Genomic DNA, 12,552 nt, shown 5'->3' with positions numbered 1-12,552 from the left:
CTATTCGCAGTAGTTGCAGCAACCCTCACCCTCACACTCGCCCTTATTCACGCCGCCGCCCACGGGTGGCGTTGGGGTGTCGGGGAACTCCATGACCACTCCTGGCAATGCGCCGTCGGTGGAGTCGCAGATTTTGAGCGAGCCGCCGAGTGCCGACGCACAAAGCGCGCTTACATCCAGTCCCGGACCCGGTTCGCCTGGCAGGCCGGTGCCGGCAATCCGGTCGATGCTGTCCAATATCGGGAAGGTGTCGATTCCGCCGTAGCCGGTCAGCAGCTTGCCATCTTCCGATGTGCAGGCGTAGCCTGGGTTTGTGATGACCAGCCGTTTGCCATTGATCGTGCAGGTCATGCGGCCGGCGCGCAGAATGCCCACGGTCTGGCCGGCTGCCACCAGCACTTCGATGATGCCGCCTCTGGCTCCGAGCACCATATGCGGCGTCGCAACCTGCATGACGCCGCCTTTCGAAACCTGGCCGCCATAGAACCGGGCCAGGCCGCTGTTCATCCCGATGTCGATCTTTCCCGATCCGGAGCCCGGATTGTAGACGAATTCATCGATCGTCAGGCTGGTGTTCGGACCAATCTTGGCGCTCGATTCGTCCCGGAACACCAGCATTCCAAGACCGGTGGGATTGCTGCGCAGCTGGTCGCCGAGTTCGACGCCGGCCCCAACGTTCATTGTCCCGCCGTTGTTGCGGACGATGTTGGTCTGGTAGGCCGTCATCGACCCGACCGTCTCAGCGGCGGAAGGTGCCGCAAAGGCAAGGCAGGCGATAAAAATGGCGATCTGACGGTACGGGGTCCTCATCGCGGCCTCTTTCAATTGAGCGTCAACGTGTAGCTCATGAGCATTTCGAGCGATTTTCGGTCGCGGTTGGCGATGTCGAAGTTGGTTTCGCGATAGGCGAGATCGACGCTGATCTTCTGCGCCTCCGTCAGCTGAAAATCGCTTTCCGAGGCAATGCGCCAGAAGTCGCTCTTGATATTTGTGCCGATGCCGACGGACAGATCGGGAGTGTTGCTGTGGCCGGCCGAAAAGGCGATCTGGTGCGACCATGCGAACAGATCCGGTACGTTCATCAACAGGCCGCCATAGCGGACCTCGCCCGTGTAGCTGTGGCCGATTTCGCCAGATCCGGAGGCGAAGTCATTCGAGCCGACAAAGCGCAGTCCGAGCGCCTGGCCATTGCGGAAGCGGTAGCTGCCGCCTGCCTCATAGAAAACCCTGCTATCGGCGAAAATGCCTTGCGAGGCGCTTAGATCGATGTAGCCGCCGCCTGCGAAAAGCGTCGTTTCGACCGTCGGGCGCACAAGAAAGCGCCCACTGACGCCGATTCCGGTCTCGTGGATATCGCTGTCGAAACGATCCGTAACTGTGAACGCCGAAAGCAGCAGGCGCAGCGAATCGATCCCACTGTTGGGTAGCCCCTTGTCCCAGGTGATCGCGGCGTTGCCGTGGATGAAAGTCTTCTCGCTGCCCGGAACCGACAGGTCTTCCGTGAAAAAGCGCTGTGTCGCCGTCAACGACCCTGAAAGGACGAGAGCGTCGGCGCTTGGCGTGCCGAGGTCCCACCGGACAAAGCCTTCCGCCCGCCCATAGGGCGAGACGAAGCTGTCGTCGTCCTGCGCCCCGCCGGGCTCAAAATCGGTAAATGCGCTGAACACGCCGCCGGTCAGGGCGAGTTCCCAGGTGACGCCACGCAACGCGCGCTCGATGCGGGCGAGCAGGCGAACGGCTTCCTGCTGCTCACTTGCGCTCAGGCCGCCGACTTCGATGCCGTACTGCACCTGCCGCCGGGCCAATTCATAGGAGCCGACGTGATAGTACAACCGGCTGGCCGCAAGCCGGGCGCGCGCATCGCGGGGATATTTGATCAGATATTGCTCGATTGAGGAGATCGCCTGATCGTATTGTCCCGCGTTGACGGCAACCGTGACGAACTGGGCGAGCGTTCCGTTGTCGGACGGACTGGCGATGCGGGCCGAAAACGCATCGTCATATGCCGTAAAAAGACCTTGTGCGCCGGCCGGCAATACGCCGGTACAAAGCAGCGCCGCGGCGAAGCCGAAGATCGTTCGAAACGAAGATTGCATGCCGAGAACCCACCCCAAACCCGACTAGTGCGAAGGATTTAGCACGGCTCCAAGAAAAAGGCGACTGAACTGTCACCAGACCATGCGAGTTTCAGCAGCTGTTGCAGCGGCGCAACAAACTATCGGGTTTATTCGTATTTCGGCTGCGCTGGTTGTCGAAACATCTTCTCAGCGTTGCTGTACATAATTGAAGTATTCGGCACCAGTGGCAACTAACTCAAATCATCATCAGTGGCGGATCGCACACCCGACAAGATTAATATTGTTTGCGCGATTCTGCGCGTATCTGGTCACCGAATGAGGCTTCAAGCTCACCCACGGCTCATCCAAAGGTCTTCCGTCGCGTTGCGCAAGGGGTCGGAGAGCTGCCGGAAGGTGCTTCTCACGACGCGTGCGCGATGCGGCCTGGCTCTTGCTGTTTCGTTGAACGCGACTAGGTCAGCTTATCGCCCCCGACTCCCAGGGACGCGTCACCGGACGCGTCTTGCTACAGCACGAGCATGGTGGCCAGCCCCAGCATCAGGCCCATGCCTACAATGTCGGTCACGGTGGTGAGGAAGATCGCCGAGGCGACCGCCGGATCGGCGCCGACCCGGCGCAGGCCCAACGGGATCAGCACGCCGGAGATTCCGGACATGAGGCACGATCCGGACATGGCGAGCAGGATCACAAGTGCCAGCATTGGCGCCTGGGCCGCCGATTCCGGTTGCCGCGAGGCGTAGAACCACATCGCCGCAGCCGCCACAAGACCGACGAGCACGCCGTTGGCGATCCCGAGCGCGCCCTCCCGCATCACCAGGTGCAGCTTCGGTCGTTTGTCCACATCCCCCAGGGCAAGGCCACGCAGCGTCATAGCGAGTGCCTGGCAGCCGGTGTTTCCGCTCTGCCCGGCCAAGACCGGGAGGAACGCCGCCAGGGCGACGATCTTCTCGATCGTGCCTGTGAATGAACTGACCACGAAAGCGGCCATGAAGGCCGTCAACAGGTTCAGCTGCAGCCACGGATGACGCTTCAAGAAGGCTGAAAACAGCGGCGTAAAAGAACGCTCCTCCTTCTGGACACCCACCATCTGCCCAGACTGGGCGGAAATCTCGATGATTTGCTGCTCGAACAAGCGCCAGCCGCGAACCTGCCCGAGCAGCCGGTTCTCCGCGTCCACCACCGGATAGACAGGGTACTGACGGCGTACTGCTGCCTTGCAGGCGTCGCTCAAAGACAGACCGACGTTAAGGGCGAACGGCCTGGGCAGCATGATCTGATCCACCGTCGCGTCCGCTTCGCTCAGCATCAGATCGCGCAGGACCACCAGGCCAACCAGCTTATTGCCCTCGTCCGTGACGTAGAGATAAGTGAGCTCGGTCGGCACCTGGGCGCGTCTGACCGCCTCCACTGCGGCGGCAACCGTCGTCGCCACAGGAACGCTGGCGGGAATCGAGTCCATAAGCTCGACGAGCGAATCGGGGACCGCGAAATCCTTGCCACCGCCATGAGACCTGATGGGCCGCATATGCGGTGGCAAATGCTCGGCCACCTTACGGGCGTGCCCGTCCGGCAACAGCTTTAGTGTGTCGCGGATGAACTCGGGAGATTCTCGGGCCAGCAATTCAGCTGCGTCATCAGGGGCTCGAGCACGCAGCGTGCGCACCAACTTCTGAACGTCGTTCTCTTCTTTCATTTGCTGCGGCCCCCAAATTGCTAGTGTCTTGCCTGACAGTATGACACGGATCGGATCGCTCTGTCTGGCGCGCAGTGGCTCAAGCGCCTCGATCCCGAAATCTTCGCCTCTCGGGCGCCGAGTGGACCGAACCCAGACAGATCTGAGCCGTTGCGGCGTACATAAAGGCGAGCTGTAACCTCTGCGTGTCGCCGAGAATTCAACGTGTTGCGAACTTCACCGGTCTTTTCCTGGGATCTGCGAGCACGCCGCAGCAATGAAACGCAAACCCGGAAACTCTGCAGCGGCAGGGCCTCCGACGGTCGAATTGATTTGCCTCATGCCGCGCATCTTGCCAGTTCCTCCAGCTCTGGAGGCTGATGAATTCGCCACGATGACAAGGTGATTTGCGTAAACCTGTAATAGTTTAGCTTGAGAAGGGGTTCTCAGTATCAAATCTGTCTGAACGAGAGGTGCTCTTGAGAGCTTCCAGGTTCGGGGGCAGGCAGTCTGCTTTGTGAGACTCGAGGTCGTCGCGGTCCGATCCGAGTTTATGTAGGCCCACTGGCAATAGCGTAGACCGCTCGATCGCACTCGGGGTGACGAAGACTCGTTTCGAGAATGGCATCGGTTCTGTAATTGCCATCTCACCTGACAAATGATCCGGACCGGCCTGGCATTCCTAGCCGCCCGTCATTGGTGGATGCTTATGAGCAACATTATCGCCGCAGGTTTTAACTCAGTCTCTTCCAATGGCAGATGGAGAGCCTTGAAGCGGACTTTCGAAGCCTTGCCGAGATGGGCGTCGAAGCCGTCGAACTGGAACTGACGACCCTCGACCTCATGGTCGGTGGCCGCGTCGTCCCCGAGAGAGCCGAGAGGCTTATCGCGCTGACGAGGCAGTTAGATTTCCGCTATACGGTTCACCGCGTCGTCTCATCGAACCTCACGGACCCGGCGGTCTACCGTTACCAGATTGATGCTGCCAAGGCCCTGGTCGAATTTGCGATCGGATCGATGCGCGCGTCCTTGTCGAGCATAGTGGGCATTTTCGCGCCGACCAGGTTCTCGAACGAGCCGGTGCGGAGGAACGCGAACGCGAAGCGTTGTTCGAGCTTGCCGAGTTCTGCAAGCCCTATGGTGTGCGCATCACCTTCGAGAACCTCTTCGCCATGGACCCGGGTCCGTGCCGGCAGACCTCGGCCGAGGTGGCGCAGACGGCAAAGGCGGTTAGCCATGTGAATCTGGTGGCGCTCATCGATTCAGTCACGCTTATAGTGAATCGACCCATCGCGGCCTGAATTTCCGTGAGCAGCTGCGGGCCATGGCGCCGGTGACGGGCCACCTGCATGTCCATGGTTCCTTCGGGCCCACAAGGTCTCCATCGAACCTACCTCTCGCAGGAGAATGCAGCGCTAGGTCTGGGTACCTGCCCTTACTCCTCGGTTAGGGCGATATCGAACGGGATGACATCTTCAGCGAGCTGGTCTTCTTGCCGGAGTCTCATCATGAGAATCGGACCCCCTTACCGCAATGAGCAGCCCGATTGGCTGGTCCGGGCAAAAAACCTCATCGCCCTCAACCATCGCGCTGAGAGCGGAGCGGCGGAATAAGGGTCGGAAATCCGCCGCGTTGGTGCTGCCAATTCGGTTAGCTGCCGAACTCGTTGGCAGCGAGTCGTCCGCATTGGAAGATCGACCGTGACGAGTTTTGTCGATCCTGTTTTCGATGAGATTGTAAGAAGAGTGCGCGTGCCGGTCTGCGATAGGCCGGCCAGCATTTGGTTGGCCGGTCCGTGGCGGTCGAGCGTGGGCAGGGGCCGGAAACGTGCCAGTCACGTACTTGTGGCCAGCAGGGCCGTCGGCTGATTTCTGCTCCGTGTGATCGCATGCGTGCTCGCCAATCCAGTACCTTGGCGGCGTCCGCAGCCCGCTTCTGACTATTCGCTTTCCGTCGCACTTATCTTGATTCCGCGCCGTTCCGCGTACTCGATCAATGCGAGTTCTATCACCGAGGTGATCGAACGCCGCTCCGCTTCTGCAAGCTGTTGCGCCAAGGCCAACACCGGCGGATCAAGGCGGGTGGTGAACGGCTTTTTTGTCATTTTCGCTCTGCGGCTTGATATTCAGTTTCAAAAGGCGCATAGATATGCACGTGCACAGCACTTGCATCGCACGTGCGGCGGCTGGCCGGAGTGCGCCAACACTCCAGTCAGCCTGACCACAACCCAAGCTAATGGAGCTCGGATCATGGGTGATTCCGACAATACCACGACTCCGCCTTACGTCACCCGCAGGCGAGTGCTTGAGGGAACAGTCGTGGCCACCACCGCGTGGACGCTCGAAGGCAACGCGCCCGCAAGCGGCGCCGGCAGCACGAATGTGCGTTCTGATCCTGCAGTGGCGCTTTGGCGGGAATGGGAGAGGGTCCACAAACAGACCGAGCGGCTTTGCCGCAAGCAGCAGCGTTTAGAGACAAGGCTTGCCGAGAGCGTCGGCTTTCCTTGTGTGACCCTCCGCGTGCCCGAAGGTGAGCAGGTAACGGTCCACTCGATCGAGGGGCTCAATGAAGTGCTCGGCAACGGGCCGGATACGGCCGCTCTCCGAGAGAAGGCCGAAACGGAGTTCGCAATGCACCAAGCACGCTGGAATGCGGCGGCCGAGGAGACAGGTTACACCGCTGCGCTCAGGGCCGAACGCGAGGCTTGCGACCGGGCGAAGGATCTTCTGGGAGCCTTCTCAACCACCCACGCTACGACTCTCGCTGGCGTGGCCGGCAAGCTCGATGCCGTGTTGCGCGAAGGGGAGGCATGGGAGGAATGCTCCGAGTTCCCCTGGCCACAAATCCGTTCAGCGCTCAGCGACTTGGTGCGCATCGCCGAAGGCTTTGGTGCTGACCGGGTGCGGCGCCGAAGGATCCGTCATGACCAAGCCGAAACTCTCCGCCATTCCCGATGACCGTCCGGTCAAGATCACGGCCGAACTGCCCGGCGCCGTTCATCGCGGTCTCGTCTAGTGCCGATGTGCTTGTCCGTGAGAGCGGCCAGGCAATCGCCGATCCGGCAAAGCTGATCGCGCCGATGCTGACCCGGCTCATGACAGCTGACAGAGCGTTTGCCAGAGCCGACGGACCCTGAAGCCGTGACTGTTCGGGCCATGCTGGTCGCATGAGCGTCAGGACGAATACCGATCACGAAGAAATGCGATGAAGATCGGCAGGGCAGGGTTTGCGTTGTCCGGGCGCCAACGGGCTAGATTGGAGATCTGGATTGGTTTGCCCCCGATCCGCAGCTTACGGCAGACCGCACCTTCAGGAACGCTGTTGGCCTCTCCGTCGTGGATCAGAGCGACTCCAAGCCCGTTTTCGACAAGGCGCAAAAGGATGCCCGCACTGACGTGATGTTCGACGATTGCAGGAAGCGGCACGCGGCTTCCAAGAGCGTCGGCGAGCAGAAATGCTTCGCCCTTGCCCACGAGCAACGTTTCCTGGTCCAACTCCCGCCACTCGATCACGGGACGGGTTGCGAGAGAATGATCTGAAGCAAGAACGACGGCCAGAGAATCCTGCCACAATGTCAGTTCGAATGCGCCGCCAGTCGATCGGGAAGAGGAGGTGAGGGTAACGTCGATCGCCGCCCTGCCCAAAGCCGCCCCAAGTTCAGGGTGTGAGCCCTCGATCAAGCTGATAGTCACATTTGGATGGCATTGCCCGAACGCGATGATTGCATCCAACGCACGCCCCGCGAGGATCATTCCGTTGGAGCCAATGGAAAGCCTTTGTTGTTCATCTTTGATGCCGGTCCTGGCCAGGGTGAGAGTATTGTCGAGCTCGAGCAGCACGGAGCGCAGACGGTCCAGGAAGCGCTCACCGGCCGGGGTTGGGTCGACGCCGCGAGCATGGCGATGAAATATCCTGCTTCCCATTGCGTATTCGAGATCGCGTATGCGCCGGCTGAGCGCGGTGTGATCGATCCCGGCGCGCCGCGAGGCGCGCAGAAAGCTGCCCTCCTCGGCGACCACAAGTGCATAATTGAGGGTCGCGAGTTGAATGGAGCTCCGCATCTCTGCTCAGGTAACTAGCGATGTTCGCAAGACTTTTGAGCGTTTTTGACGACTGCGGCTATAGCCAAATCTCAGTATTGACACTGGATGAGATCATCCTTCCCAGGAACAACAACTAAGACAATGTGCAGCAAGAACTTTTTGCTTGCACGAACGACGTCTCTAGCCGGCCGTCGGTCATGGCGGATTGCTGAGCATGCGTTTCAATCTCTACTTCGCCTCCAGTCGCGCGACGGAGAGCCGCACCCCGATGTGCTGTATGGCTGCACGTTATAAGGATCGCTCTTCGATCTGGAAGCCGGGGGACTCGACGATAGGGCGTTTGGCCTCATCAGCGCGGGCAACAACCGCACCGGCTGCGCATTCTCACGAACCATCCCGCCCTATATTCCAACCTGAGAGCGGCCCATGTGTCCAACGAGCAGGGCTTCCAGGTGGTCGGCGGCTTTTAACAGCGTCCAGAGCATCGATCTGACTGGGATCAGTTAGTGCCGGAAACGGCCCAGGAAACGCGAAGTTTAGGTTGGCCCAGTGGCGGTTCTGCGGAGCATCGTCTTGATTGATGGCCCTGTCATCTCGAACAGCCGAGAAAACATGAAAGCCGCGAACAGGCACGCAAATACCGTCAGCAAGTAATAGCTGAAGGTGGTGACCGTCACCTCTTTCCAGTCGACGATTGGTTGAAGCTTCAAGACCGGCAAGTGGATCAGATAAAGAGAATACGAGAAGCCCGCCAATGGGCGCCCCCACCGAATGATCCTGTTGCTATCGAACCGCGTCCGAACGGACGAAAGGCTGGAGAGGAAGAGCGCGACACCGATGCTCAGCAGGATTTCCCCAGCCACAATGCCGAACCCGATGCCGGCAGTTGCATCTTCAATCAGCGTGTTAGGCTTCGTGAGCTGGTAGGTGGCGGTACCGAGAAAAGCCAGGACGGCGCCACCGATCAGGATCACGGGCCTCGGAATGCTCGACCGAAAAACGAAAGCCGCCGCGCCGGCAAACCAAATAAATGTGTAGAGAATTTTGAGCTGCGACAGAACTGCAATTGCGACGGCCATGACCAACAAGGGCCACAGCGCCAGTCCGGCTCGGTGCGAAATTGCGTAGGCGATGGCGCCACCCAGAACATAGAACCACACTTCGTAGCTGAGCGACCAAAGGGCGTAGTTTGCCTCGGGCACGGGCACGACGACGCCCTGAAGCGAAAGCAGGGTGCCAGCGATGTTGAAAACCTCCATCGGCAGCCCGATCCAGGCGGCCACAAACCCTGTGAGCATAATGGCAGGGACCAGGGGCACGAGAATTCGCACGCATCTGTCGAGCGCGTAGTCGAGAGGTTTGAAGTCCTTGGACAGAGCTCTGCGAATGGCCGGGCCTCCAACAAGGAAGCCGCTTAGGACGAAAAACACCAGAACCGCCTCGTGGCCCTGACGAGTGAGCGAATACCATAAGGTTGTGAAAATTGTCCGGCTTGATGCTTCCAGTTCGGAATATTCGACGAACAGCCGTGTCCTGGTGTGGGTCAGAACTACCGCCAGAGCGGCAAGAAAGCGAAGCCAGTCGAACCAGATATTATACGATTGTAGTTGCGCAAGCCGGTTATCTGCCGCCACGCCAGATGAAACGGCGGCCCAAACCCGCCTCAAAATTTGCATGTAAATGCTCCCCAAAGCCCAAGGGGAGACTAACATCAGCGACTACACGCCGCAACCGCTGGTTTCCACCACCTGCAAAGCGTTTAGACTAAGAAAATCAGATGCGTCGGCCGGAGCGATCTCAACCGAACTGTGTCATCCTCCGACACCAAGTTGAACTCAAAGGTTGGACCAAGCTTCCTCGCCCTCTTCAGCAAGCCGCCAGTCGGTCGCGGCCTTGTCCTCGGCCGTTGGCTCATATCGCAAACGACGCAGAAGATCACCTATGTCCACGCCTTCCGGCCGGTTCAGAACGTGGCGCTCCAGAACTAGGCATTGGGATATTCGTGGTAGCGTACCGTTTGCTTTGTCCACCCTCGGGTCTCACGAGTTTTGGTATCGCGGCCGTTTCCATTGCTTCATCGAATGTCATGTGTTCTTCCCTCTTAAACGAGCCCGATAAGCTGGTCAGGACGATGCGCTGGACGCTGTGGTAGCCGGTAACACCCTGGAGACCTTGTCGCTCAACACGCATACCGTCGCTTGCGTCACACGACGCTAAGCGAAGCCCGTTAAAGCATTTCAAGGACTTGGCTTATTGCTGCGGCCGAGAACTGGTCACAATTGTCGAAAGGTGCACTCTTTCCGCTTGGATGCGGATCCGTCGCGCATTGTAAATGAAGCAGCTGTTATTATCCGCGGGGCTTGCCTCTCGGCACTTCGGACAAAGCCGCCCTACATTCAAAAATGATGCACGTCGGCTTTCCCCTCAGATACCGACACTGCCCCGCATACCAGCACTGCGCAGATGCGAAATCGCGCCACCATCCAGCCAAAGTTGGAAGGCATCTACGTCCAGCAGGCCAACTATGCTGCGGAGGGAGTACCTGGACATGTTGAACATAGACCGCCGAGGTTTTCTTGGCCTCGTGGCGACCGGCCCCTTGGCTTCTCATCGCTCAGTTAACGCCGATTTAGCTCAGACAAAGCAGACCAGCGTTCAGGCCGCTCAGGCCGCGATAGATGCCGCGGCGCAAGGCGGTGCAAACTCCGATATCGTCGAAGCATTGCGAGCTCTATTGAGCGGCCTTGCCAGTGACGCCGTGAGCCAAGGGAACGTCCCTATTTACGCGACCGTAGAGGGCCTGTCGGCGCTCTCTGTTCCAATCGGCATTAGTGCTTTGCGTACGAACGGCTATGCTGCCGTTGGCGATGGTGGCGCTTGGCCATTAGCGGTCGAAGTAGAAAACAGCGGTGTCATCACACCCTGGCAAGTTCTCTCCAATGATGGCACACGCCGGTGGCAGCTCAAAACTTATGAGGTTGTGCTTGAAATGTTCGGCGGGAGGCCCGACGCTGCCTACGCGGGAACCGCACCAGACCAGATGCTGATATCCGGGACCGACAACGTCCCTGCGATCCAGGCGAGTCTCGCTTATCTCGCGACGCTCAATACCAGCCGGAATGGGGGCGGCAGAATTCAGCTTGAATACGGTCAATATTATTTCTCGAAAGCTGTCAATCTCAAGAATCGAACCCATCTGGTCGGCCGCAACGCAGCAGGAACGGCAGGTGACTTCTGCACTGAAATGATCTTTCCGCAGAATACCGACGGAATCACGATAAATGGAAGCGACACAGTCGATGACAGGATCCAGGCACCCGGCACCTCGAGTGCAGGGGGATCATTGATCGAATGTATCAGCATTCGATCTCTCGGAGGCACTGACAGGACCAAGCACGGTATCCGTTTGCGGACTCGCTCGCTGCTGCGAGACGTCAATGTCATTAATTTTCCAGGCAATGGGATCCACATCGTTGCAGACAGCAGGTCTAACGAGCCCGAACGAAGGGGGAATGCCAACTTCTGGCGGATCGAACGCGGATACATTGCCGGAAACCAACACGGGGTCTTTGTAGATAGCTCTGACGTGAATGGCGGCTACGGGATGGGCCTGACATGCTACCACAATCGTGGGGCTGGGATCTACGACAGTTCCTTCCTCGGCTGTGACTGGTTTGCCTGCGGCGCACATGGCAACGGACTTCTTTCCTGCTGTAGCTATAAGGGAAACCGCTATTACGCGGTGTCGGAGACATTGGCTGAGCTGCAAGAGACCGAGCCGGGCACAAACGAAAGAGTCTGGGCACTGGAACGCCCCGGCGGCGTAGTTGGGCGATATCGCGAGTGGACGCCAAGTAACAAATTGGAGTGGGTTCGCGGCGGTCCTATCGTCGTCTCAGATGACAACAGCAGTTCAACTGTCTTCGGTGGCTATCTGGGTGAACCCAACCAGCCGCCGGCCGTTTTCAGTGACAAGAATATGAGTCTCGGTGGCTTCCGAGGTGCCGGCTTAATCGGGAACGGGCTGCAGGTAGGAAACGGAGTCGCCAGCAATTTCAAGTCTCTGGCAACCTCCGGCCCTGTCCATATCGCCACTCCTGCGAGTGGCGTAAGCGAAAGCCTGTCACTGCACAACGGGGGAGACCTGAATAAAAGGCGCGGGGTGAGCGTTGCGTTTTATGTTTCTTGCAACGAGGATGGCACGACAAAACGGCCGGCCGGGTCCATTGTTGCCCGCGCCACGGGAAAGCGGGCGGATTGTTCGACGGCGATTGATCTGGTTTATTTTGATGGCGGCAAACAAGCCCTTGTCACCTCAGGCAGTTTTGGGGAGCGCGGGATGATGGCAGGAGCGGATACTGCTTTCGATTTAGGATCGAACAAAGCGCGATGGACAAACGGCTATATTCAGTATGTGCGTCCGGGCAATGGCGACGTCTTCTGGACGAGTGGCGATGGTAGCCCCGAAGGTAAAGTCGAAGCCCAGGTCGGATCGCTTTACACGAGAACCGATGGCGGACCAGGCACAACTCTGTACGTAAAGGAAGCCGGGACAGACGATACAGGCTGGGTCGCGAAGTGAGCGCAATACTCGACTGGCACCAGCGCTGGACGTCATCCATGACCGCCCTCTCTCAGCGAATTTGCAGAACCTTCAGCACATCTGTGGACGCTCCCGTGAGCGCAAGAAGAATCTTCGAAAGGCAGTATAGCGGCGCGTAGTCGGGTGCTGACATCTGTCCGGCCTCTGATGCGGCCT

The 12,552-nt window shown here is 59.0% G+C and carries 7 protein-coding genes and 2 pseudogenes; 4 read left to right on the top strand and 5 right to left on the bottom strand.

Annotated features, from left to right (window positions below; all coding sequences use genetic code 11):
* The 3 genes from NKH67_RS31475 to NKH67_RS31465 form a co-directional block, all read right to left on the bottom strand.
* The gene (locus NKH67_RS31475) at window positions 1–825 is read right to left on the bottom strand and encodes a FecR family protein (RefSeq protein ID WP_352474939.1); all 825 of its coding nucleotides are present in this window, start codon (window positions 823–825) and stop codon (window positions 1–3) included.
* Window positions 822–2,096, bottom strand: a complete 1,275-nt coding sequence (locus NKH67_RS31470) for a tetratricopeptide repeat protein (RefSeq protein WP_352474940.1) — start codon at window positions 2,094–2,096, stop codon at window positions 822–824. The genes NKH67_RS31475 and NKH67_RS31470 overlap by 4 nt, the downstream gene beginning before the upstream one ends.
* 487 nt (window positions 2,097–2,583) lie before the next feature.
* Window positions 2,584–3,771: a magnesium transporter gene (locus tag NKH67_RS31465; RefSeq protein WP_352474941.1), complete on the bottom strand. Its 1,188-nt coding sequence runs from the start codon at window positions 3,769–3,771 to the stop codon at window positions 2,584–2,586.
* A gap of 688 nt (window positions 3,772–4,459) precedes the next feature.
* Between NKH67_RS31465 and NKH67_RS31460 the strand changes: the two are divergent.
* The 3 genes and pseudogenes from NKH67_RS31460 (at window position 4,460) to NKH67_RS31450 (ending at window position 6,886) form a co-directional block, all read left to right on the top strand.
* Window positions 4,460–5,363: pseudogene (locus NKH67_RS31460) on the top strand (sugar phosphate isomerase/epimerase family protein).
* Between the two features lie 279 nt (window positions 5,364–5,642).
* Window positions 5,643–6,707 (top strand): hypothetical protein, encoded by a 1,065-nt coding sequence (locus NKH67_RS31455; RefSeq protein ID WP_353032674.1) that lies wholly within the window; start codon window positions 5,643–5,645, stop codon window positions 6,705–6,707.
* Window positions 6,673–6,886 (top strand): annotated as a pseudogene (locus NKH67_RS31450) (DUF2274 domain-containing protein). The gene NKH67_RS31455 and the pseudogene NKH67_RS31450 overlap by 35 nt, the downstream one beginning before the upstream one ends.
* A 37-nt stretch (window positions 6,887–6,923) precedes the next feature.
* Here NKH67_RS31450 and NKH67_RS31445 read toward each other — a convergent pair.
* Together NKH67_RS31445 and NKH67_RS31440 are read right to left on the bottom strand one after the other, a co-directional pair.
* On the bottom strand, window positions 6,924–7,811 hold the full coding sequence (locus NKH67_RS31445) for a LysR family transcriptional regulator (protein ID WP_352474946.1): 888 nt from the start codon (window positions 7,809–7,811) through the stop codon (window positions 6,924–6,926).
* Window positions 7,812–8,329: 518 nt separating this feature from the next.
* Window positions 8,330–9,469 carry an acyltransferase family protein gene (locus tag NKH67_RS31440; protein ID WP_352474947.1) on the bottom strand — a complete coding sequence of 380 codons (1,140 nt, stop codon included), beginning with the start codon at window positions 9,467–9,469 and terminating at the stop codon, window positions 8,330–8,332.
* An 872-nt stretch (window positions 9,470–10,341) separates the two neighbouring features.
* Between NKH67_RS31440 and NKH67_RS31435 the strand changes: the two genes are divergently transcribed.
* A complete protein-coding gene (locus NKH67_RS31435) occupies window positions 10,342–12,375 on the top strand; it encodes a hypothetical protein (RefSeq protein WP_352474948.1) in 2,034 nt (677 codons plus the stop codon).
* Window positions 12,376–12,552 lie beyond the last annotated feature (177 nt).

Source organism: Mesorhizobium sp. M0968, assembly GCF_040319065.1.
Classification (GTDB): domain Bacteria; phylum Pseudomonadota; class Alphaproteobacteria; order Rhizobiales; family Rhizobiaceae; genus Mesorhizobium.
The sequence above is the reverse complement of the archived record's forward strand: the minus strand, read 5'-3'. Positions and strand labels throughout refer to the sequence as shown.